Annotated in this window: 19 protein-coding genes and 3 tRNA genes; 16 read left to right on the forward strand and 6 right to left on the reverse strand. The window is 65.5% G+C overall.

Annotated elements, in window-relative coordinates:
* Positions 1-155 precede the first annotated feature (155 nt).
* Positions 156-1,028: a zinc metalloprotease HtpX gene (htpX, locus tag QWJ37_RS04165; RefSeq protein ID WP_227902369.1), complete on the forward strand. Its 873-nt coding sequence runs from the start codon at positions 156-158 to the stop codon at positions 1,026-1,028.
* Between the two features lie 41 nt (positions 1,029-1,069).
* Positions 1,070-1,747: a histidine phosphatase family protein gene (locus QWJ37_RS04170; protein ID WP_290244282.1), complete on the forward strand. Its 678-nt coding sequence runs from the start codon at positions 1,070-1,072 to the stop codon at positions 1,745-1,747.
* 99 nt (positions 1,748-1,846) lie between these two features.
* Here the strand turns inward: QWJ37_RS04170 and QWJ37_RS04175 are convergent, their stop codons facing one another.
* Positions 1,847-2,338, reverse strand: a complete 492-nt coding sequence (locus QWJ37_RS04175) for a YajQ family cyclic di-GMP-binding protein (RefSeq protein ID WP_227902367.1) — start codon at positions 2,336-2,338, stop codon at positions 1,847-1,849.
* 115 nt (positions 2,339-2,453) lie between these two features.
* Between QWJ37_RS04175 and QWJ37_RS04180 the strand changes: the two genes are divergently transcribed.
* The 6 genes from QWJ37_RS04180 to QWJ37_RS04205 all read left to right on the forward strand — a co-directional run bounded on the left by QWJ37_RS04180 (position 2,454) and on the right by QWJ37_RS04205 (position 7,325).
* Entirely contained in the window at positions 2,454-2,831 is a 378-nt protein-coding gene (locus QWJ37_RS04180) for a hypothetical protein (protein WP_290244285.1), read from the forward strand.
* 116 nt (positions 2,832-2,947) lie between these two features.
* Positions 2,948-3,029: transfer RNA gene (locus tag QWJ37_RS04185), tRNA-Tyr, on the forward strand.
* Between the two features lie 95 nt (positions 3,030-3,124).
* Positions 3,125-3,592 (forward strand): MarR family transcriptional regulator, encoded by a 468-nt coding sequence (locus QWJ37_RS04190; protein ID WP_227902365.1) that lies wholly within the window; start codon positions 3,125-3,127, stop codon positions 3,590-3,592.
* Positions 3,593-3,626: 34 nt separating this feature from the next.
* The gene (gene trxA / locus QWJ37_RS04195; RefSeq protein WP_227902364.1) at positions 3,627-4,028 is read left to right on the forward strand and encodes a thioredoxin; all 402 of its coding nucleotides are present in this window, start codon (positions 3,627-3,629) and stop codon (positions 4,026-4,028) included.
* A 209-nt stretch (positions 4,029-4,237) separates the two neighbouring features.
* Positions 4,238-5,458, forward strand: a complete 1,221-nt coding sequence (gene fdhA, locus QWJ37_RS04200; RefSeq protein ID WP_227902363.1) for a formaldehyde dehydrogenase, glutathione-independent — start codon at positions 4,238-4,240, stop codon at positions 5,456-5,458.
* Positions 5,459-5,732: 274 nt separating this feature from the next.
* Positions 5,733-7,325, forward strand: coding sequence for an ammonium transporter (locus QWJ37_RS04205; protein ID WP_290244289.1), 1,593 nt, complete (start codon positions 5,733-5,735; stop codon positions 7,323-7,325).
* 1 nt (position 7,326) lies between these two features.
* On the opposite strand, the gene QWJ37_RS04210 is transcribed toward QWJ37_RS04205, so the two are convergent.
* The gene (locus tag QWJ37_RS04210; RefSeq protein ID WP_227902361.1) at positions 7,327-7,617 is read right to left on the reverse strand and encodes a putative quinol monooxygenase; all 291 of its coding nucleotides are present in this window, start codon (positions 7,615-7,617) and stop codon (positions 7,327-7,329) included.
* A 117-nt stretch (positions 7,618-7,734) separates the two neighbouring features.
* Between QWJ37_RS04210 and QWJ37_RS04215 the strand changes: the two genes are divergently transcribed.
* Positions 7,735-9,384 (forward strand): AMP-binding protein, encoded by a 1,650-nt coding sequence (locus QWJ37_RS04215; protein ID WP_290244292.1) that lies wholly within the window; start codon positions 7,735-7,737, stop codon positions 9,382-9,384.
* Between the two features lie 61 nt (positions 9,385-9,445).
* Here QWJ37_RS04215 and QWJ37_RS04220 read toward each other — a convergent pair whose 3' ends face one another.
* Positions 9,446-10,450 carry a 3-methyladenine DNA glycosylase gene (locus tag QWJ37_RS04220; RefSeq protein ID WP_290244294.1) on the reverse strand — a complete coding sequence of 335 codons (1,005 nt, stop codon included), beginning with the start codon at positions 10,448-10,450 and terminating at the stop codon, positions 9,446-9,448.
* 125 nt (positions 10,451-10,575) lie between these two features.
* Here QWJ37_RS04220 and QWJ37_RS04225 point away from each other — a divergent pair, with 125 nt between their 5' ends.
* Both QWJ37_RS04225 and QWJ37_RS04230 read left to right on the forward strand, forming a co-directional pair.
* Complete coding sequence (locus QWJ37_RS04225; protein WP_227902358.1) at positions 10,576-11,955, forward strand: cystathionine beta-synthase; 1,380 nt, start codon at positions 10,576-10,578, stop codon at positions 11,953-11,955.
* 87 nt (positions 11,956-12,042) lie between these two features.
* The gene (locus QWJ37_RS04230) at positions 12,043-13,188 is read left to right on the forward strand and encodes a cystathionine gamma-synthase (protein ID WP_227902357.1); all 1,146 of its coding nucleotides are present in this window, start codon (positions 12,043-12,045) and stop codon (positions 13,186-13,188) included.
* On the opposite strand, the gene QWJ37_RS04235 is transcribed toward QWJ37_RS04230, so the two are convergent.
* Together QWJ37_RS04235 and QWJ37_RS04240 are read right to left on the reverse strand one after the other, a co-directional pair.
* The gene (locus QWJ37_RS04235; RefSeq protein ID WP_227902356.1) at positions 13,185-13,655 is read right to left on the reverse strand and encodes a hypothetical protein; all 471 of its coding nucleotides are present in this window, start codon (positions 13,653-13,655) and stop codon (positions 13,185-13,187) included. The genes QWJ37_RS04230 and QWJ37_RS04235 overlap by 4 nt on opposite strands.
* A complete protein-coding gene (locus tag QWJ37_RS04240) occupies positions 13,655-14,833 on the reverse strand; it encodes an amidohydrolase (protein WP_227902355.1) in 1,179 nt (392 codons plus the stop codon). The genes QWJ37_RS04235 and QWJ37_RS04240 overlap by 1 nt, the downstream gene beginning before the upstream one ends.
* A gap of 163 nt (positions 14,834-14,996) precedes the next feature.
* On the opposite strand from QWJ37_RS04240, the gene QWJ37_RS04245 reads away from it, so the two are divergent.
* The 3 genes from QWJ37_RS04245 (at position 14,997) to QWJ37_RS04255 (ending at position 19,205) form a co-directional block, all read left to right on the forward strand.
* A complete protein-coding gene (locus tag QWJ37_RS04245; protein WP_227928735.1) occupies positions 14,997-16,286 on the forward strand; it encodes a glycosyltransferase 87 family protein in 1,290 nt (429 codons plus the stop codon).
* A 9-nt stretch (positions 16,287-16,295) separates the two neighbouring features.
* Positions 16,296-16,952: an MOSC domain-containing protein gene (locus QWJ37_RS04250; RefSeq protein ID WP_290244299.1), complete on the forward strand. Its 657-nt coding sequence runs from the start codon at positions 16,296-16,298 to the stop codon at positions 16,950-16,952.
* Positions 16,953-17,303: 351 nt separating this feature from the next.
* On the forward strand, positions 17,304-19,205 hold the full coding sequence (locus QWJ37_RS04255; RefSeq protein WP_269436326.1) for a DEAD/DEAH box helicase: 1,902 nt from the start codon (positions 17,304-17,306) through the stop codon (positions 19,203-19,205).
* A 152-nt stretch (positions 19,206-19,357) separates the two neighbouring features.
* Here the strand turns inward: QWJ37_RS04255 and QWJ37_RS04260 are convergent, their stop codons facing one another.
* Positions 19,358-20,752, reverse strand: coding sequence for a GAF domain-containing serine/threonine-protein kinase (locus tag QWJ37_RS04260; protein WP_290244301.1), 1,395 nt, complete (start codon positions 20,750-20,752; stop codon positions 19,358-19,360).
* 175 nt (positions 20,753-20,927) lie between these two features.
* Between QWJ37_RS04260 and QWJ37_RS04265 the strand changes: the two genes are divergently transcribed.
* Together QWJ37_RS04265 and QWJ37_RS04270 are read left to right on the forward strand one after the other, a co-directional pair.
* Positions 20,928-20,999, forward strand: a tRNA-Thr gene (locus QWJ37_RS04265).
* 79 nt (positions 21,000-21,078) lie between these two features.
* Positions 21,079-21,152, forward strand: a tRNA-Met gene (locus tag QWJ37_RS04270).
* Positions 21,153-21,198 lie beyond the last annotated feature (46 nt).

Raw genomic sequence — 21,198 nt, forward strand, 5'->3', positions numbered from 1 at the left:
GCCTCCGGGAGGGGGCGCCTCGAGCGAACAAGGTCCCGAACCTTGAGGGAATGAGGCCCGGGCGCATCAGGAACACCCCGGGCGGGTTGAACGTTGAAGTGTATGGACTCACCATACTGATGCAGGCCCAGTGTGGCCTGACTGAAAGGACCCTCGTGCATCACCATTACAACGGCCTCAAGACTGCGGCGCTGTTCGGTGTGCTCTTCGCCGTGCTGCTGGGTATTGGCGCCCTCCTTTCCAGCGGAACGGGCAGCCCCGCATATATCTGGATTTTCCTGCTCATCGGCCTGGCCACCACGGCGTACAGCTACTGGAACAGCGACAAGCTCGCCATCCGCGCCATGCGTGCGGTGCCTGTCACGGAAGCGCAGGCTCCGGAAATGTACCGGATTGTCCGGGAACTCTCTGCCAAGGCCGGCCAGCCCATGCCGCGGCTGTATGTCTCTCCCACCATGGCTCCCAATGCCTTCGCCACCGGGCGCAACCCGCAGCATGCAGCGGTGTGCTGCACCCAGGGAATCCTTGCCCTGCTCAATGAGCGGGAACTGCGCGGCGTGCTCGGCCATGAGCTGATGCACGTGTACAACCGTGACATCCTGACCTCCTCGGTGGCTGCTGCCATTGCCGGCGTCATTACCTCGCTGGGCCAGTTCCTGCTGTTCTTCGGCGGCGGTGACCGGCGGAACTCCAACCCGCTGGCCACTATCGCCATGGCCCTCCTGGCCCCGCTGGCAGCGTCGCTGATCCAGATGGCCATCGGCCGCACGCGTGAGTACGACGCCGATGAAGACGGTGCCAGGCTCACCGACGATCCGCTGGCGCTGGCATCGGCCCTGCGAAAGCTGGAAAGCGGAACCCAGCGTGCACCGCTGCCGGACACTGACCAGAAGCTTGCCAATGCCGCCCACCTGATGATTGCCAACCCGTTCCGCTCCGGCGTGCGCGGCCTCCTGGCCACCCACCCGCCGATGGCTGACCGCATCCAGCGGCTGGAGCGGATGGCCGGCCGGGCGCTGGGCTCCTAGGCAGGCCTGCCGGAATGCAGGGGAGGAAGTAGGCTTCGGGAATGCGCCTTTTACTCATCCGGCACGGCCAGACCCCGTCAAACATCGGGCACTTCCTGGACACCGGTGTCCCGGGCCCCGGGCTGACCGAACTGGGACTGGAGCAGGCAGCCGCCCTGCCTGACGCCCTGGGCGCCGAACCCATTGACGGGATCTTCGCCTCCAACCTGACCCGCACGCAGCTGACCGCCGCGCCCCTGGCGGCTGCCCTGGGCCTGCCGGTGCAGATCCGGGACGGCCTGCGCGAAGTCTCGGCCGGGACGCTGGAAATGCGCAATGACCGCGACTCGATCATCACCTACCTGAAAACGGTGTACCGGTGGGTGCAGGGCGATACCGGCGCGAGGATGCCCGGCGGTCCCGACGGGGCTGCCACGCTGGCCCGCTTCGACGCAGTGGTCCGGGAACTGGCCGGAGCCGGCCTGAAGACGCCGGCGATCTTTAGCCACGGCGCCATCGTCCGTGCCTGGGCCACCGCCCGTGCGGAGAACGTGGGGGCGGACTTTATTGTGCAGAACGCACTGAGCAACACCGGGGTGGCTGTCATGGAGGCGCCGGAGCTGCCCGGCGGGGGACTGGGCCCGTGGCAGCTGCTCACCTGGATGGGCGAGCCCGTGGGCGGGGAGGCACTGCAGGACTTCGGTGAGGACGGCCCGGCGGCGGACAACGTCGCCCTGTAAAACCACAGGTCTTCACACGCGAACGGCGCCGTCTCCAGTGAACCGGAGGCGGCGCCGTCGTCGTTGACCCGGGACTGGGAACGCCCCGGAAAACCCGCTTTAGCGGAAGTTGATGAACTGCAGGTCCACTTCCAGGTCTGCACCCTTCAGCAGTGCCATGGTGGCCTGCAGATCATCGCGGGACTTGGAGCTGACGCGCAGCTCATCGCCCTGGATCTGGGACTTGACGCCCTTGGGGCCTTCGTCGCGGATCAGCTTGTTGATCTTCTTCGCCTGGTCCTGCGCGATGCCCTCCTTCATGGAGGCTTCGATCCGGTATTCCTTGCCGGAAGCGAAAGGCTCGCCCGCATCCAGGGACTTCAGCGAGATTCCGCGCTTGACCAGCTTGGACTGCAGCACGTCCAGGACCGCCTTGACCCGGTCCTCGGAGTTGGCCTTCATCAGGATCTTCTCGCCGCTGAAGTCCACCTCGGCTCCAACGCCCTTGAAGTCATACCGCTGGGCAATTTCCTTCTGCGCCTGGTTCAGGGCGTTGGCTACTTCCTGTTTGTCGATCTTGCTGACTACGTCGAACGTGGACTCGCTGGCCATCTCTGGACTCCTCGGGTTGGTGGCTTTTCCTGGTACTTAGCGTAGTAGGTTCTCCGCACGGATGTGCCCGGTTCCCAGCCTGTATCCAGTAAACGCCCGGTGATGTCACAAGGACATGGGACAGGCTAAGGGGGTGGAAAACCAGCAGTTACCAACTCCCCGCCCTTCACCCGGCCCTTCACCCCGCCGTCCCGCCGCGCTGCGGTTCCGCACAGCCGCCGCCGGGTCATTCCTTGCGGCAGCCTCTGCGGCCGGACTGGGGGCCGCGGCTGCCGCACCGGCCCGGGCGGCCGAAAGCAGCCCCGTGTCCGCCCATGCGCCGTGCCCCTCGGCCCTGCCGGAGCCCGACGTCGAACGCGCCGACAGCGCTGCCGAACGGCTGGGAGGTGTCCGCACGGATCTGGCGAACGCGGTGGAATGGGGATCCGTGACGCAACTGCAGGCGGACCGCTTTTATGCCCAGGTCCAGGCCCGGATTGAGCGCGGGCTGTAGGCAGTTTTGCGGGTCTGCAGGCGGTGTGGAATCCCCGATTCGTAACTTCGGAGAATCTTCGGTAAAGTTGTCTTGCCCGCAGTTACTGCGGACAAAGTCTTCACTTGAAGACGTTCGGCAGATTACCCGAGCGGCCAAAGGGGGCTGACTGTAAATCAGCTGGCAACGCCTACGGGGGTTCGAATCCCTCATCTGCCACCGGCTAACCCGTCCTCGCCTAACCGGTGAGGGCGGGTTTTTCCGTATCCCGGGTGCTTGCGCCCGCCACCCCGAAGACATTAGGGTCCCTAAATATGAAGACCGATCCCGCACTGGATGAACTCGCTGAGGGGTTTCGCGAATCGCTCCGGCTGGCACTGTACATTGCCCGCAACATGGATGCGGATACAGACCTGAGCTCCAGTCAGATCAGCGTCCTGAGAATGGCCGCCGGTGACGGCATGCGGGTTACCGGAATAGCCCGGAACCTCGGGGTGAAGGTGCCCAGTGCCACCGAGCAGATCATCCGGCTCGAAGCCGCCGGACTGCTGCTGCGCAGTCCCGATCCCGCTGATTCCCGCGGCGTCCGGGTCACCCTGACCCCCGAAGGCGCCAAGGCGCTGGCAGAAGGAGACCGTAACCGGACCGCCCTGATGGCAGACCTGCTTCGGCAGCTGAGTCCGGAGGACCGGACCGCGCTGGCGGCTGCATTGCCGGTGATCCGCCGTCTGACGGAGCTGCCTCCGGCCCAGGGCCCGCTTCACCGGTCAGCGAACAGCTAGAGACATTGCCCCTCAGCCCCGTTAGCGTTGGAGGATGGCTACTATCGACATCACCGAAGCAACCTTCCCCGAAACCATCGAGGAAAACGACATCGTCTTCGTGGACTTCTGGGCGGATTGGTGCGGACCCTGCAAACAGTTCGCGCCGGTCTACGACTCCGTTTCGCAGCAGCACGAGGACATCACCTTCGCCAAGGTGGACACCGAGGCCGAGCAGGGGCTCGCAGCCGCCGCAGGCATCACCTCCATCCCCACGCTGATGGCGTTCCGCGAAAAGGTACTTGTCTTCTCCCAGCCTGGCGCCCTCAATGCCAGCCAGTTCAGTGAACTGGTGGACGCAGTGAAGGGCCTGGACATGAAGGCCGTGCACGAGCAGATCGCAGCGCAGGAACGCGAGGGTGCCGCAGGCTCCAACGGACAGCCCACCCAGAGCTAGCTCCCGCAGCTTTCCCCGGAAGGCAGGCACCGCACAGGGTGCCTGCCTTCCGTCGTTTAATCAGGTAGCCGCGGGCTGAGAGGACCGCTGCCTTCCGCTACTGTCTACCGCCGCCGCCGTGCCGGTTGTAACCTCACTCGCAAGGGCGATCTGCCCGGGGGAGGAACGCCTGCATGCAGTCAACGACGACAAGAGACAGCGAGGCCGCCATGAGTTCCAATCGAGGAGTTGCCTACATCGAACCCGGTGTAGTGGAAGTGCAGGACATCGACTACCCCACCTTCGAACTACGGGACGGGCCGGGAGTGAATCCCGCCAACATCGGACGGAAGCTTCCCCACGCAGCGATCCTGAAGGTGGTCACCACCAACATCTGCGGATCGGACCAGCACATGGTGCGCGGCCGGACGACGGCGCCGCCGAACCTTATCCTGGGGCACGAAATCACCGGTGAAGTGGTGGAAACCGGACCGGATGTGGAATTCATCAACGTGGGGGACCTGGTTTCGGTCCCGTTCAACATTTCCTGCGGCCGGTGCCGCAACTGCAAGGAACGCAAAACCGGCATCTGCCTGAACGTGAACCCGGACCGGCCCGGCAGCGCCTACGGATACGTGGATATGGGCGGCTGGGTAGGCGGACAGGCGGAGTACGCCCTGGTTCCCTATGCGGACTGGAATCTGCTGCGTTTTCCGGACAAGGACCAGGCCATGGAAAAGATCCTGGACCTGACCATGCTCTCGGACATTTTCCCCACCGGTTACCACGGAGCGGTCACGGCAGGAGTGGGCGTCGGTTCCACCGTCTACATCGCCGGCGCCGGCCCGGTGGGGCTCGCGGCCGCGGCTTCGGCCCAGCTGCTGGGCGCCGCAGCCGTGATCGTGGGTGACCTGAACCAGGAGCGGCTGGAGCAGGCCCGCAGCTTCGGCTGCGAAACGGTGGATGTGTCACTGGGGGACCCGAAGGACCAGATCGAATCGATCCTGGGCGTTCCGGAAGTGGATTGCGCAGTGGACGCCGTGGGCTTCGAAGCCCGCGGGCACGGTTCCGGTTCCAGCACCGAGGCGCCGGCCACGGTCCTGAATGCGCTGATGGACGTCACGGCGGCCGGCGGCGCGCTGGGGATTCCGGGCCTCTATGTGACAGGGGATCCGGGCGGAATCGACGAGGCGGCCCGCAAGGGATCACTGAGCCTGGACCTGGGGACGGGCTGGGCAAAGTCCCTGTCCTTCACCACCGGGCAGTGTCCGGTGATGAAATACAACCGGGAACTGATGATGGCGATCCTGCATGACCGCGTCCAGATAGCCAAGGCAGTGAACGCAACCCCCATCAGCCTGGACCAGGCACCGGAGTCCTACCGCGAGTTCGACTCGGGAGTGGCCCGAAAGTATGTGATTGATCCGAACGGCATGCTCTCCGGACACTGACGGACGGCCGCTGACGGACGCTGAGGGGCGGCCGCTGGCGGACGCTGACCGACCTGCAACGGCCGGCGGGACCACACTAAATCGGTCCTTCCGGCCGTTGTCTGCGCCTGCACTCTTCTGATGCCCATCTGCCCGGCGGTACGCTCATCTGGCCATCGGAGCCGGATTCCGCGGCCCCGGCCACCTGAATACTCACAGCTGATGAACGAGTCGGAAGCGGGGACAGCATGTGCCGTAGCAGCGGAAAGAACCGGATTATGGCGGGAGGCTCCTCATGAACGGAGCGGATACCGCCTGGGTGCTGGTCTGTGCCGGACTCGTTCTTTTTATGACACCGGGACTGGCACTTTTCTATGGCGGCATGGTGCCTGTGCGCAACGTGCTGACCATGATGATGCAGAACATCATTCCGCTAGGGGTCATCTCGGTTACCTGGGTCCTGGTGGGGTACACGCTTGCCTTCAGCAACGAGGGCAACTCCGTGCTCGGCGAGTTTGACGCGTTCGCCCTCATCGGCGTCGATACGCCGCAGTTCCATACCGTGGCCACCGGCGTGACCATTCCGGCGCTCGCCTTCGTGGCGTACCAGATGATGTTCGCCATCATCACCCCTGCCTTGATCACCGGCGCCACGGCGGGACGGCTGCGATTCGCCGGCTGGGTGGTGTTCCTGGCGGCCTGGTCCATCCTGGTCTATCCCCAGGTGGCCCGCTGGCTGTGGCATCCGAAGGGCTGGCTGGGCCAGCTCGGTGCCCAGGACTGGGCAGGCGGCATGGTGGTCCACGCCTCAGCCGGTGCCGCCACGGTTGCGGTGCTGCTGGTGGTGGGCCGCCGCCGGGGCTGGCCCAACCTGAAAACCTCGCCGAACAACCTCCCGCTGATGCTGGTGGGCGGCGGCATTCTGTGGTTCGGCTGGTTCGGCTTCAACGCCGGGGACGGCCTGCAGGCGGACGGGATTGCCACCCAGGCACTGATCAACACCCATATAGCCGGCGCCGCTGCCATGCTGACCTGGCTGCTGGTGGAACGCCTCACCAGCGGTCACAGCACCCTTGTGGGCGCTGTTTCCGGCGCAGTGGCCGGGCTGGCAACAATCACCCCCTGCGCCGGTTTTGTCGGCACCGGGGCGGCCCTGCTGATCGGGCTGATCGCCGGATGTGTGTGCGTGCTGGCCGTACGGCTCAAGCAGGTTTTCCGTTACGACGACGCCCTGGACGTGATTGCCGTGCACTTTGTGGGCGGCGTCCTCGGCTCGTTCCTTCTGGGGTTTTTCGCGGACAGCACGGTGAACCCGGTCAGCGCTGACGGCGTATTCTCCGGCGGCGGCGGATCGCTGCTGTGGCACCAGGTGGTTGCCATTGTCTGCGTTGTGCTGTTCTCGTTCGTGCTGAGCTGGATCATCGCGGCCATCATCTCCCGCACTATGGGGCTGCGCGAGCCGGGGCCGGAGCAGGAGGACCTGGACCACGTCCAGCAGGGCGCCTCGGCCTACTCGCTCAACGGCATCACCTCACGGCCCACCGCGGCGGGCAGGGCAGCAAGCGGAGGTAGCTCCGACGAGGCGCGGAAGCATCCCCGGCCCAACCATTTGGTCAGTGCCGTGGTTAATACCGAACGCCTCGACGGGCTCCGTGACGCACTGCTGATGGCAGGAGCGCGTTCCCTGGAGCTGGCGGAGGCGTCCGTATACACCGGCAAAATCCGCACCGAAGCCTTCCGCAGCGAAAAGCGGCGGATGGACTTCGATGACTGGCTGCGCGTGCAGGTAGCCGTGGATGACGACCACGAGGAGGCCGTCGTCGCGGTGCTCAAGCGCTTCGGCGCAGAACCCGACTCGATCTACCGCGTGGCCATCACGCCGTACTGAGTCAGCGGACCTGCTCCACCTTCAACGGTTCGGCGAGCAGGGCGCTCAGCGATTCCTGCAGGTCCTGGAAGGCAGGACCGCGGGCATGGCGGTCCAGGTCCTCTTTGGAGGCCCACCGTTCGGCAAGGACTATCTCCTGCTCTGAATCCTCGACAACTTCGTAGCGCAGGCAGCCGGGCTCGGCGAGCACCTGTTCCACGGCAATGTCCAGGGCAAGCCGGACCCGGGTGCGCTCGCCGGGGTTCGGGACCAGGGTGGCACGGAGTTCAATGGGGTTGGTGGCATCAGTCATGTCCCTACCTTAGGACCCCGCCTGCTGCCGTGCGGCTGCCCCCACGCCGTCTCTTCGCAGGAAGCGGAACTCTTGGTAGCGTGACGGCACTACGTTCCGCAGCCGAAGGAGTCTGCCTTGCCCTCATATGCCGCTTCCGCTTCCGATACCCCGCTGTTGGACGAGACCATCGGTGCCAACCTGGAACGCACCGCGCAGCGCTTTCCGCAGGCCACTGCCGTGATCGACGTCCCCACCGGCCGGACGTGGACGTATGCCGAATTCAACGCGGAGGTCAATGCAGTAGCCGCGGGGCTGCTGGCGCGGGGGATCGGGGCGGGGGACCGGGTGGGCATCTGGTCACCGAACTGTGCCGAATGGACCGTGGCGCAATACGCCACCGCCAAGGCCGGGGCAATCCTGGTGAACGTGAATCCGGCATACCGGCAAAGCGAGCTGGACTTTGTGGTGCGGCAGAGCGGGATGCGTATGCTGCTCACCGCCCCGAGCGAGAAGCGCAGCGACTATGCGGCCATGGCGCAGACCGCGCTTGAAAGCGGCGGGTCCCTGACCGAACTTGTGCACCTGGCCGGTGATGGGGCCGGGAGCTTCAACGCCCTGGCGCGCGCGGGGAGGGCCGCCGGAGCGGCAGGGGAGGCCGCCGTGGCCGAACGGATGGCCGGGCTCCTGCCCGGGGACCCCATCAACATCCAGTACACCTCCGGGACCACTGGCTTCCCCAAAGGTGCCACCCTGACGCACGCAAACATCCTGAACAACGGATACTTCATCGGCGAACTATTGGACTACACGGAAGCGGACCGGGTGGTCCTGCCGGTGCCCTTCTATCACTGTTTCGGCATGGTGATCGGGAATCTGGCAGCCCTCTCGCACGGAGCGGCCACCGTGATTCCCTCCCGCACGTTCGACGCCGGCGCTGCCCTTGCCGCGGTCCAGGCGCACGGAGGCACCTCCCTGTACGGGGTGCCGACGATGTTCATTGCCGAGCTGGGCCTGCCGGACTTCGACCGGTATGACCTCTCCACGCTGCGCACCGGCGTGATGGCGGGCTCGCCCTGCCCGGAGGAGATCATGAAGCGCGTCATTGCGGAAATGAACATGAACGAAGTGGCCATTTGCTACGGGATGACTGAAACCTCCCCGGTTTCGACGATGACACGGGGCGGGGATTCACTGGCCCGCCGCACCCGGACAGTGGGGCGTACCATGCCGCATCTGGAAAGCCAGGTGGTGGACCCGGGGACCGGGGAACAGGTTCCGTTCGGAGCGATCGGTGAATTGTGCACCCGCGGCTACAGCGTGATGACCGGGTACTGGAACCAGCCCGACGCCACGGCCGAGGCCATTGACGCCGACGGCTGGATGCACACGGGCGATCTGGCCCGGATGGATGAGGAAGGCTATGTCAGCATCGAGGGCCGGATCAAGGACATGGTGATCCGCGGTGGAGAAAACATCTATCCGCGCGAGATCGAGGAGTTCCTCTATACCCATCCGGACATCCAGGACGTGCAGGTCATCGGCATTCCGGATGAGCGCTACGGCGAGGAACTCATGGCCTGCATCATCCCCGTTCCGGGCGCACCGGCACCGGACACCGCCTCTATTGCGGAGTTCTGCAGCGGAGCGCTGGCGCACTACAAGATTCCCAAATACGTGCAGATCCGGGGCAGTTTCCCGATGACGGTGTCAGGGAAAATCCGGAAGGTCGCCATGCGGGAGGAAGCCGTCGGCAGGCTGGCCGGCACCGGGCCGGCAATGCCCTAGCGAGCGGGTTCTCCTGTCGCACCCGGCAGTGTCCCGGCCGGGGTGGGTGCACGAACCGGACTTAGCGGCGGCGGTGGTCCATCGGCGCCAGCTTCGGCCCGTAAACGGGCTTGCGGTACCCGCTGAGCATGATCATCCGTACTACCCGCTGACGGTGCCCGCGCCAGGGTTCAAGCAGTTTCAGCATGCCTGCGTCATCGGTTCGGCGGCCGGTCAGGGCGGCTCCCACGTAGGCGGCGAGATGATAATCGCCCACGGATACCGAGTCCGGTGCGCCGTGCGTGCGCTGGGTGATTTCCGCAGCACTCCAGGCTCCGATGCCGGGGACCGAGCAGAGTTTCGAGGTCAGGTTCTCCCCAAGCGGGACACCCGCCAGGCGCTCCAGACCGGATGCCAGTGAGCAGGCCCGGAGGATGGTGGTGGAACGGGAATGGTCAACGCGGGCCTTGTGCCAGTCCCAGCTCGGGATCCGCCGCCACGTCTGCGGCGCCGGTGCCGCCTTCATGCCGGCGGGCGCCGGTCCCGGGGCGTCCGTTCCGTAACGGGTCACCAGATAGCGCCACGCGTAGTACGCCTCCAGCACCGTGACCTTCTGCTCCAGGACCACGGGAATCAGGGAATCCATGATGCGGCCCGTGCTGGGCAGGCGGAGCGAGAGGTTCCGCCGGCGGGTTTCGCGCACCATGCGCGGCAGGCCGGCACGGAAATCCTCGTCGTCGAAGCCGGACCAGTCATCCTTTTCACCCAGCAGGTCAGGCACCGACGCGAGCGCGCAGCGTGCGCCGGGACCCCATGCCCGGGCCTGTATCCGGGCACCGGGAGCGGGCACGGGTTCTTCCCGCAGATTCAGAGTTGCCGGGCCCTCAGGAGTAAGGAAGGCCAGCCACGCAACGCCGTCACCGAGCCGGATGGTGGGATCCTGTGTGCCGCGGACCAGGATGCGCAGCGAGGTCTGCAGGCAGTACGGTGCCGGTGACTCCCAATAAGCAGCCGCGGCGCCGGACGGACCCGAAGGCAGCGGCCGGAGTGCAGCCGGCACCACGGGAACAGCTGCGGTGAAGGACATGCACCTATGGTTGCACGCGCGGCCCCCGGTCCGGGCCTCCCGCAGGGCCGGACCGGGTGTGGGATTTGCTACGCTGCGTTCCGCCCCGGCTGTCCTGATTCGGGATAAGAAGTAACGTGGGGCACATGAAGTATGCGAACACCGTCCTGGACCTGATCGGCAACACGCCCCTGGTGAAGCTGCACAACGTAACCGAGGGAATCAGCGCCACGGTCCTGGTGAAACTCGAGTACCTGAACCCGGGCGGCTCCGTGAAGGACCGCATTGCCGTAAAGATGATTGATACGGCGGAACGCGAAGGCAAGCTGAAGCCCGGCGGCACGGTAGTGGAGCCCACCAGCGGCAACACCGGCGTCGGCCTGGCCCTGGTGGCCCAGCAGAAGGGCTACAAATGCATCTTCGTCACCCCGGACAAGGTGGGCGTGGAAAAGCGTGACGTGCTGCGGGCCTACGGTGCCGAAGTAGTGGTCACCCCCACCGCGGTTGCTCCGGACAGCCCGGATTCCTACTACGGTGTTTCGGACCGGCTGGTACGGGAGATTGACGGTGCCTATAAACCGGACCAGTTCTCCAACCCGTCCGCGCCCGCAAGCCACTACGAATCCACCGGGCCCGAGATCTGGGCGGACACGGAAGGCCGGGTCACGCACTTTGTGGCCGGTGCAGGTACCGGTGGCACAGTCACGGGCACGGGGCGCTACCTGAAGGAAATCTCTGCGGACCGTGCCTCCGGGCCGGTGCGCGTGATTGCCGCTGATCCGGACGGCTCCGTCTATTCCGGCGGCACCGGACGCCCCTACTTTGTGGAGGGCGTCGGCGAGGACATGTGGCCGGACAACTATGATCCGTCCGTCCCCGATCAGGTGGTTGCCGTGAAGGACGCGGACTCCTTCACCATGACCAGGCGCCTGGCACGGGAGGAAGGGCTCCTGGTAGGCGGTTCCTCCGGCATGGCTGTGGTGGCCGCGCTGGAGGTGGCCCGCGGCCTGGGGCCGGACGACGTCGTGGTGGTCCTGCTGCCGGACAGCGGCCGGGGCTACATGGGCAAGATCTTCAATGACGACTGGATGCGCTCCTACGGGTTCCTGCAGGACGGCGACGGACAGGCCTGCGTCCGGGACGTCCTGGCCACCAAGGATGGTTCGCTGCCTGACCTGGTGCACACCCACCCCAATGAAACGGTGCGGGATGTCATTGCCATCCTTAATGAATACGGCGTCTCCTATCTGCCCGTCCTTTCCCAGGAGCCGCCCGTCGTCCTCGGCGAAGTCCTGGGCTCGGTGGATGAGCGCTCGCTGACGGAGAAGCTCTTCCGCGGCGAGGCCAAGCCCACTGACCGGATCACCGAACATATGGGTCCCCGGCCCGCCCTCATAGGCGCCGGTGACTCCGTGGAGGCAGCCCGGGCGAAACTGCAGGACGACGACGCCGTGATGGTTACGTCCGATGGCGCTGCCGTTGGCATGCTCACCCGGCACGACCTACTTTCGTACCTAAGCCTTTAACCGGGCACAGCCGCTACGTTCCGGCGTGCCGGAAGGCTGCGCCTACGCACCGACCGCCGGCCGCGCCGCCGGCTCCAAGGAGTAACCATGACGAGCTTCAGCACCCGCGCCATCCATGCGGGGCAGGCACCCGATCCCACCACCGGCGCAGTGATTCCGCCGCTCTACCAGAGCACCACCTATGCCCAGGACGGAATCGGCGGACTGCGCAACGGCTATGAATACGGCCGCGGCACCAACCCCACCCGTGACTCCCTGCAGGAGCAGCTCGCTGCCCTGGAGGGCGGCAGGCATGCCTTCTCGTTCAGCTCCGGGCTCGCTGCGGAGGACGCCCTGATCCGGGGCCTGCTGGCACCGGGGGACCACATTGTGCTGGGCAATGACGCCTATGGCGGCACCTACCGCCTGATCAACAAGGTGCTGGGCGCGTGGGGGATCACCAATGCCGCCGTGGACATGTCGGATGCGCAGGCCGTGGCCTCGGCCATCGCGGCATCGAACACCAAGCTGGTCTGGCTGGAAACACCATCGAACCCGATGATGAAAATCTCCGACATTGCCGCCACTGCCCGGGCGGCGCATGATGCCGGCGCGCTGCTCGTCGTCGACAACACCTTCGCGTCCCCCTACCTGCAGCAGCCGCTGTCGCTCGGCGCGGACATTGTGGTGCACTCCACCACCAAATACATCGGCGGGCACTCAGATGCCGTGGGCGGCGCGGTGATCCTGAACGACGATGCCATGGCGGAAAAGATCGGCTTCATCCAGTTCGCCGTCGGCGCGGTGTCCGCCCCGATGGAGGCCTGGCTGACCACACGCGGGCTGAAGACCCTTGCGGTGCGGATGGACCGGCACTCTTCCAACGCCATGGCCGTGGCCCGCTGGCTGCGCGACCAGCCGGCGGTGGAGAACGTGCTGTATCCGGGGCTGGAGGATCACCCGGGACACGAACTGGCCAAGGCACAGATGAAGGATTTCGGCGGCATGGTGTCCGTGTCCTTCAAGGGTGGCGAAGCCGCGGCGCGCAAGGTGGCAGAGTCCACGCGGCTGTTCCTGCTGGCTGAATCCCTGGGCGGCGTGGAGTCGCTGATGAACTACCCCTCGGAAATGACGCATGCCTCGGTCAAGGGGACGGACCTGGCCGTTCCGGAGAACCTGCTGCGCCTTTCCGTGGGCATTGAGGACATCGAAGACCTCATCGCGGACCTGGACTCCGCGCTGGGGCAGCTCTAGCGCTTGCCCCCGCCGGGGGGAAGGGCCCGGCGGGGAATGCGCGTCCCGGCCGGACGCTTCCTGGGATCACGCTGCTGAAAGAAGCGGTTGCTCGCCGGCATCCACAGCAGTGCCGCGGAAGCCAGGAGTATCACTCCCACGGCAATCAGTGCCGGCCCGCGGAACAGCAGCGGGAACCCGGCGATCAGGGCGATGGACGTCAGTGTTTCCCGTGCACTCCGCTTACCCGCCCGCAGCCGCAAAACGCTGTACACGCTGACTGCGGACAGGACCAGGACCAGCGCGCCGAGCAGGATCAGTGCGGTGCTGTCCTGGTGCTGGGTGCGGGCGGACACGATAAACGAGACGCCGGCAGTGCCCAGCAGGGCGGCGGCAACCAGCCACGTAGCGGCAGCGATCCGCAGGATCGGGGGCGGGGGAGTGCGCACGGGGGTCCCGGAGGCCGGAGAGGTGTTGCCTGTACGCATCAGCGGGGCGCCACCATCTGCTCGCGGGCGTCCTCGTCATAGCGGTAGACCTCCCGGCCGCCGATCCATACCTTCAAGGCGCGCTGCATGACGTCGAGGGGATCTCCGCTCCACAGCACCAGATCGGCATCCTTGCCCTGTTCCAGTGAACCGAGTCGGTCCGCGAGGCCGAGTACCCGGGCCGGATTAATGGTGACCGCCCGCAACGCATCATCCCGGTCCAGGCCTTCCTTCACTGCCAGGGCAGCCTGATAGATCAGGAAGTTGATCGGTACCACCGGATGGTCGGTAATGATGGAAATCTCCACCCCGGCAGCTGCCAGCCTGCCGGGATTGGCCATGCTGCGGCCGCGCAGCTCCACCTTGGAGCGGGTGGTGAACAGCGGACCGATCAGCACCGGAATGCCGCGCGCGGCCAGGATGTCAGCGAGCAGATGCGCCTCGGTTCCGTGGTCCAGCACCAGGTCATAACCGAACTCGTCCGCGAGCCGCAGCGCCGTAGCGATGTCATCGGCACGGTGGGCGTGCTGCCGCCACGGGATTTCGCGTCGGAGCACCATGGCCAGCGCTTCCAAATGCGGGTCCCGGGTGTCCGGGTCCGCCTTGGCAACATAATTCTGCGCATCCATAAACGCCTGCCGGATCACCAGGGCAGTACCCAGCCGGGTGGACGGTGTCTGCTTCTTTTCGCTGTAGATGCGTTTGGGGTTCTCGCCCAGAGCGGATTTCAGTCCGCTGGGTGCCCGCAGAATCATTTCCTCCAGATAGCGGCCGTGCGTATGCAGGGCCACGGCCTGCCCGCCGATCGGGTTGCCGGAGCCGGGATTGATATTGGCTGTGGTCACCCCGCCGGCAAGGGCGTCGTCGAATCCCGTGTCGAAGGGATTCACGGCGTCCAGCGCTCGCACACCTGCCATCACCGGGTCCGTCATCTCATTGGAATCGTTTCCGGCCCAGCCTTCCCCTTCTTCATGGACGCCAAGGTGGGTGTGGGCATCCACGAGGCCCGGCAGCAGCCACTTCCCGCCGGCGTCGATCACTTCCGCATCTGCCGGCACCGCCACGTCCGGACCAAGGTCCCTGATGCGCCCGTCCTCGATCAGCAGCGTGCCCTCGAAGGGCGGATGGGTGACGGGAACCACATGGGCATTGGTGAGGGCCAAAAGCGCGGGGGACATGGCGTACCTTTCGCTGCATTGTTCGTCTTCGGCCAGCCTATCGCCTGCCCACGCGGGGAGCGGTCCGGGACAGCCGGCCGGTAGACTAAGGCCACATCAAGATCGCACAAATACACGCTGTGTGGCGCCACATGCGCGGCCTGCGGTGCTAACAGGGAGAACAATGGGCCAGATCCACCGATCCGCCATCGTGCGGACCGCTGCGACCCTGGGAGCGCTTGCGGTTGCCGGGCTGCTCGTATGGACAGCTTTTGATTTATCGCCGCGCCACGGGCTGGATTTCCGCGTGTACCTTTCCGGCGGGCAGAGCATTCTGGACGCCACCGGGGAGCTGTACACCAAATCGGTCCAGTACGACGCCGACAGCAGCCTGCTTTTTACCTATCCGCCCTTTGCCGCGCTGGTTTTTGCCGTGCTTGCCCCCTTCGGCCAGAGCCTGGGCATCAACATTTTCACGGGCATCTCCCTGGCCATTGCCGCTGCCACATCGGTCTGGGCCGTTCGGTACGTCTTCCGCCGTGAGAGTGTCCGGGACGTGCTGCGCCAGCCCTGGCTTCGCGCCCTGGCCATCGCCGGAACCGGATTCATCATTGTGCTGGGCCCCTGGCGCGAGACGCTGGCTTTCGGGCAGATCAATATCCTGCTCTTTGGCCTGATCATGGCGGACTTTGTGAACAAGCGGGAAGGCTGGCCAACCGGACTGCTGACCGGGGTTGCGGCCGGCCTGAAGCTGACGCCGCTGGTGTTCGGACTGTATTTCCTGGTACGGGGGGACTGGCGCGGGCTGCGCAATATGGCCTACGGCTTCCTGGCGACCTTTGGCCTGGGGTTCCTTATCCTTCCCCGCGAGTCGCGGACCTACTGGACGGATCTGCTGCCGGATACCTCCCGCATCGGCGGCGCGGGGTACGTGGACAACCTCTCCATCAAGGGTGCCATTCTTCATTTCGGCGGCCCCGACTTTCCGGTTGATATCCCCTGGCTCATCCTGTCGCTGCTGTGTGTGGCGGCCGCCGCCGTGGTCATCCGCATTGCCGGAAACCGCGGGCAGACCTTCACCGCCCTTGCCGTCACTGCGCTGCTGATGCTGCTGATCTCGCCCGTTTCCTGGTCCCACCACTGGGTGTGGGTGGCACTCTTCATTCCCGTCCTGGCCCGGAACCTGCTGGATCTGGGCAGCGGACAGCGGAATCTGAAGATCACCGGCCAGGTCCTGCTGGTGTCCTCGCTGGTCATTTTCATTTATTCGCCCAAGAGCATCGGTGAACTGTTCAATTCACCGAACCTGGACTCACAGATCCCTGAACCGTGGCTGATGGCATCCAGCATTGGTGTCTTTTGGGGGATGGGGCTGCTGGCCTGGTGGCTCGCTGCCTGCTGGCGGAGCCGGCCGCGGAACTGGTGGCGCAACACCCCGCCGGGGCTGATGCGGACAACCGAACCGCAGTCCTAGACTGCTGGCATGAGAACCGGTTCGCTGCTGGCAGTGTGCCTTGTGCACGGACTGCTGCCTACCAAGGACGCCACCGGCGTCACCGCCATCGACAAGCGTCCGGTGGCCGGAGCCGTGCAGGTGCATCCGCTGGGGCTGACCGGGGATCTGCAAGCCAGCCGCAGGCATCACGGCGGGGAGTCCAAAGCGGTTTATGCCTATTCCCAGGCCGATGCCGACTTCTGGGCGAGGGAACTGGGCCGGGACATTCCGCCCGGTCTCTTCGGGGAGAACCTGCGCCTGGCCGGCATTGATGCCACCGAGGCGCTGATCGGGGAACGCTGGCGGATCGGGACCGACGTTGAGGTGGAAGTGACCTGCCCGCGCACCCCCTGCCGCAATTTCCAACGCCGTATGGGTGTGCCCAACTGGACGCGCCGTTTCGCAGAGGAAGGCCGGGTGGGAGCCTACCTTCGGGTCCGCCGCCGCGGCAGCATCTCCGCCGGTGATCCGGTGGAGGTCCTGAGCCGGCCCGCCCACGGGGTCCGCATCCTGGACGTTTTCCACGGACCGGACCAGGACCAGGCCGCTGCACTGCAGGCGTCCGCCAAAGCAGGGGAGATCACCCTTTCCCCGGAAATCCGCAAAGTCCTGCGCACCCTGTCCGCGAGGGCGGCAGCCGTCTGAGGCCCGTCAACCGGCCGCTGTGCCCAAGCTCACCGCCCCCGAATGGCCACCTGTTGCCCCGATGCCGTACAGTGGAACGCATCCCCCACTCCGGTATTCCCTTATTTTCCTACGGGTCATCGAATAATCGCTGAAACCGTACGGTACGTTGTGTTGGGGCCTGCATCCTATGCGGGCAGATTCATCTTTTGGGGAGCGCCGGCAAAGAAATCGTCACACCGGTCGTAGGCACAATCCAGTGAAATCGGCCCACAGCTGTGACGGAAAGTCCTGCCTGGGATTGCAACAGCGCCGGACTTACGTCCCGCAGCCGCATGGTTGCCCGGTCCCCGATTGAATGAGGATTACCTCTTGTCTGAAGCCACGCTGGAAAACACCCAAAACGCCGAGAGCACCGCTGTCGCCCCCGAAGCCGAAGAGAACACCGTTCTGTTCAGCGACTTCGGACTGGACGAGCGCGTCCTGGCAGCCCTGAAGGATGTCGGCTACGTCAAGCCGTCGCCCATCCAGGCAGCTACCCTTCCCCTGCTGCTCGAAGGCCGCGACGTCGTGGGCCTGGCACAGACCGGTACCGGCAAGACCGCCGCCTTCGCGGTTCCCGCACTGTCCCTGCTGGCCGGACGGCCGGCGACCAAGGACACCCAGGTCCTGGTGCTCGCACCGACCCGTGAGCTTGCCCTGCAGTCCGCGGAAGCCTTCACTTCCTACGCCACGCACATGGATGGCATCACCGTGCTGCCCGTTTACGGCGGTTCCGCCTACGGCCCCCAGCTCGCCGGCCTGCGCCGCGGCGCCCAGGTTGTAGTGGGTACCCCCGGCCGCGTGATCGACCACATTGCCAAGGGTTCCCTTGACCTGTCCAACCTCGAGTACCTGGTGCTGGACGAGGCCGACGAGATGCTGCGCATGGGCTTCGCCGAAGACGTGGAGCAGATCCTGTCCTCCACTCCGGCCGAGAAGCAGGTTGCCCTCTTCTCCGCCACCATGCCCCCGGCCATCCGCAAGATTGCCAAGAAGTACCTGAACAACGCCGCGGAAATCACGGTCAAGTCCAAGACCACCACCGGTGCCAACACGCGTCAGCGCTACGTGCAGGTCATGGGCCCGCACAAGCTCGATGCCATGACCCGCATCCTGGAGACCGAAGACTTTGACGGTGTCATTGCATTCGTCCGGACCAAGGCTGCCACCGAGGACCTGGCCGACAAGCTGAAGGACCGCGGCTACAGCGCCGCCGCCATCAACGGCGACATCCCGCAGCAGCAGCGCGAACGTACGGTCGAGGCACTGCGTGACGGCAAGATCGACATCCTGGTTGCCACGGATGTTGCCGCCCGCGGTCTCGACGTCGAGCGCATCAGCCACGTCGTCAACTACGACATCCCGCATGACACCGAGTCCTACGTGCACCGCATCGGCCGTACCGGCCGCGCCGGCCGCACCGGCGACGCGATCCTGTTCATGACCCCGCGCGAGAAGTACCTGCTGCGCGCCATTGAAAAGGCCACCCGCCAGCCCGTAGAGCACATGCAGCTGCCCAGCGTTGACGTGGTCAACGAGAAGCGCCTGGCCAAGTTCTCCGAGAAGATCACCGAAACCCTCGCCTCAGAGGACGTTTCCATCTTCAGTGACCTGGTCACCAAGTACATCGCCGAGCACGATGTTCCCGCGGAAAAGGTTGCCGCAGCCCTGGCCGTTATGGCCCAGGGCGGGCGTCCGCTGCTGCTGCAGGAAATCCCGCAGGCTCCGGCCCGCCAGCGCGAACGGTCCGAAGGCCGGGGCGACGGCTTCGGCTCACGCGGCCCGACGCGCCCGCTGACCGAAGGCAATGCCACGTACCGGATCGCCGTGGGACGCCGCCAGCGTGTTCTGCCCGGCTCGATTGTGGGTGCCATCGCCAATGAGGGCGGCCTGTCCTCGGCCCAGATCGGCGGCATTGATATCCGTGCCGACCACACTCTGGTGGAACTGCCCGCGGACCTTTCCAAGGACCAGCTGCGTGCCCTGTCCCGCACCCGGATCGGCGGCGAGCTGATCCACTTGGAACTGGACAAGGGACGCAAACCCTCGCGTGAACGCGAAGGTGGAAGCTTCAACGACCGTGCCGACCGCGGGTTCAAGAAGGACTTCAAGAAGCGCGACGGCGAGCGGTCCTTCGGTGACCGCGGCAGCGACCGCCCGTACAAGAAGCGTGAAGGCGGATTCCGCGACAGCGCCGGTACCGGTGCCCGCAAGCCCCGTTTCCGCGACTAGGAAACACCCGGCGCCGGGACTCCGGCGCCGGTCCGGGCAGTAGGCCGGACAAACAAGGAAGGGCGCCTCCCGCTTCGGGAGGCGCCCTTCCTGCGTATCTGCTTCCGTGCGGGGTACGGCCGGTGCCCGCTGCATGGCTACCCGTTGTACGGCTAGCCGGCTGCGGGCTCCACGGGGTGGACCGCCCGGCGGCTCTCGAGTCGCAGTTCCAGATCATTCATGACAATGGCCGCCAGGTCCGCGAGCGTACCGGCCTCCTCGGCGGAGAACCGGCGGGGTTCGGTGTCCAGGATGCAGAACGTGCCCAGGTTGTACCCGTCACTGGTTTCCAGCGGTACGCCAGCGTAAAACTGCAGGCCGAACTCGCCGGCAACCAGCGGGTTGGACAGGGTCCGGGGATCCTGCCGGGCATCGCCGACCACATAAACACCGTCCTGGAGGATCGCGGAGGCACACAGCCCCGGGTCCCTGCCGATTTCGGTGACCTCCGTGCCGTGGTGGGACTTGAACCAGATCCGGTCCGTGTCCACCACACTGACAATCGCCACCGGAACGTTGAATATCCTGGCGGCCAACGCGGTGACCCGGTCGAAGGCGCCATCCGGGGGAGTGTCCAGCAGCTCGTAGCGGCGGACCGCGTCCATCCGCTGCGCCTCGTTGGCCGGCAGCAGCTCCGGGGCAACACGGTGCCGTCCCCGCGCGGCGATGATCATGTCATACAGGACCTGGGAGACGTCGTGGGCGCTGGGCCGCTGTGTGGCGTCCTGCGCGGTCATGGCACGCAGCAGGCCCTCCCAGTCGCCCCCGAGATCGGCGGGGATCTCCGGGTCGCGCAGAAGCCGCGCCAGGGCACTTTCGAGGGCAGGTCCGGGGAAGGCAGGCTTTCCGGTCAGGCACTGGAGCAGGACGAGCCCCAGCGAATACACGTCGCTGGCCGGGACGGCCTCCTCGCCGCGTGCCTGTTCCGGACTCATAAAAGCAGCCGTGCCGGAGAAGGTGCCACGCTGGGACAACGGGTCGCCGGCCACCATCGCCACACCGAAGTCCGTGAGCTTTGCCCGGATCCGCGAATCGTCGGAGCGGTAGTCGAACAACATGACGTTTGCCGGCTTGACGTCACGGTGCACTACGCCGTTTTCATGGATGTAATCCAGTCCCAGGGCGAGGTCATAGCCCAGGAGCGCCACCTGGCGGCGCGGCAGCGGCCTCTGCCGGAGCCGCTCGCGCAGGTCGATGCCCTGGACCAGTTCCATGACCAGATATACCAGCGGGTGTTCGGGATTGGCTGCGTCGGAACCGGCATCCAGGAGGGTAACCAGGCTGTGATGGTTCAGGCGGGCGAGGATCTTGGCCTCTGTGTCGCTGCGGCGAAGGTCCATGCTGCCGACAACGGACTGCCGGATGATCTTGACCGCGACGTCGCGGCCCAGGAACTCGTCCCGGGCCCGGTGAACGGTGCCCATGGCACCGGCCCCGATTTGATTCAGCAGGCGGTATCTTCCACCAAGGAAGAGCCCCTCTGAATCGTGGTTCGGCACTATGCTCACATGTTCCCGCTTTCTCGTAGGATCAGCATACTTATAAATGGGGGCGCGAGTTTACACTTCAGACGCAGCGCAGGCATGGCCGGTGACGCCAAAAGTGGGCTTCATCACCTTCCGCGGAAATGGCCGCTTTTCGATTTCTCCTTCCGGAAAAGTGCTGGTAGAGTTTTATGTCGTTGCCCCGATAGCTCAGTGGTAGAGCGCCATCTTGGTAAGATGGAGGTCCCGGGATCGATTCCCGGTCGGGGCTCTCAATGGGAGGGCCCGCGTTGCTAAGGCTGTTTGTTTTGCAGAGGCCATTTTAGATGACGCGGGCTTCACTCATTTATGGCGGTGTAGCTCAGTTGGTTAGAGCGCACGACTCATAATCGTGAGGTCGGGAGATCGAGCCTCCCCACCGCTACACATCAGGGCAGGCATGGAAGTTGTAACTTCCATGCCTGCCCTTT

The organism is Arthrobacter sp. YD2, assembly GCF_030410475.1.
Classification (GTDB): domain Bacteria; phylum Actinomycetota; class Actinomycetes; order Actinomycetales; family Micrococcaceae; genus Arthrobacter_B; species Arthrobacter_B zhangbolii.

Bases quoted from the DNA above. Each gene is read 5' to 3' on its own strand.
- QWJ37_RS04190 (WP_227902365.1), top strand. From the start codon at position 3,125: ATGAAGACCGATCCCGCACTGGATGAACTCGCTGAGGGGTTTCGCGAA.
- QWJ37_RS04175 (WP_227902367.1), bottom strand. From the start codon at position 2,338: ATGGCCAGCGAGTCCACGTTCGACGTAGTCAGCAAGATCGACAAACAG.
- QWJ37_RS04170 (WP_290244282.1), top strand. From the start codon at position 1,070: ATGCGCCTTTTACTCATCCGGCACGGCCAGACCCCGTCAAACATCGGG.
- QWJ37_RS04220 (WP_290244294.1), bottom strand. From the start codon at position 10,450: ATGTCCTTCACCGCAGCTGTTCCCGTGGTGCCGGCTGCACTCCGGCCG.
- QWJ37_RS04205 (WP_290244289.1), top strand. From the start codon at position 5,733: ATGAACGGAGCGGATACCGCCTGGGTGCTGGTCTGTGCCGGACTCGTT.
- QWJ37_RS04240 (WP_227902355.1), bottom strand. From the start codon at position 14,833: ATGTCCCCCGCGCTTTTGGCCCTCACCAATGCCCATGTGGTTCCCGTC.
- QWJ37_RS04250 (WP_290244299.1), top strand. From the start codon at position 16,296: ATGAGAACCGGTTCGCTGCTGGCAGTGTGCCTTGTGCACGGACTGCTG.
- QWJ37_RS04225 (WP_227902358.1), top strand. From the start codon at position 10,576: ATGAAGTATGCGAACACCGTCCTGGACCTGATCGGCAACACGCCCCTG.
- QWJ37_RS04235 (WP_227902356.1), bottom strand. From the start codon at position 13,655: ATGCGTACAGGCAACACCTCTCCGGCCTCCGGGACCCCCGTGCGCACT.
- QWJ37_RS04245 (WP_227928735.1), top strand. From the start codon at position 14,997: ATGGGCCAGATCCACCGATCCGCCATCGTGCGGACCGCTGCGACCCTG.
- QWJ37_RS04180 (WP_290244285.1), top strand. From the start codon at position 2,454: ATGGGACAGGCTAAGGGGGTGGAAAACCAGCAGTTACCAACTCCCCGC.
- QWJ37_RS04210 (WP_227902361.1), bottom strand. From the start codon at position 7,617: ATGACTGATGCCACCAACCCCATTGAACTCCGTGCCACCCTGGTCCCG.
- trxA (WP_227902364.1), top strand. From the start codon at position 3,627: ATGGCTACTATCGACATCACCGAAGCAACCTTCCCCGAAACCATCGAG.
- QWJ37_RS04230 (WP_227902357.1), top strand. From the start codon at position 12,043: ATGACGAGCTTCAGCACCCGCGCCATCCATGCGGGGCAGGCACCCGAT.
- fdhA (WP_227902363.1), top strand. From the start codon at position 4,238: ATGAGTTCCAATCGAGGAGTTGCCTACATCGAACCCGGTGTAGTGGAA.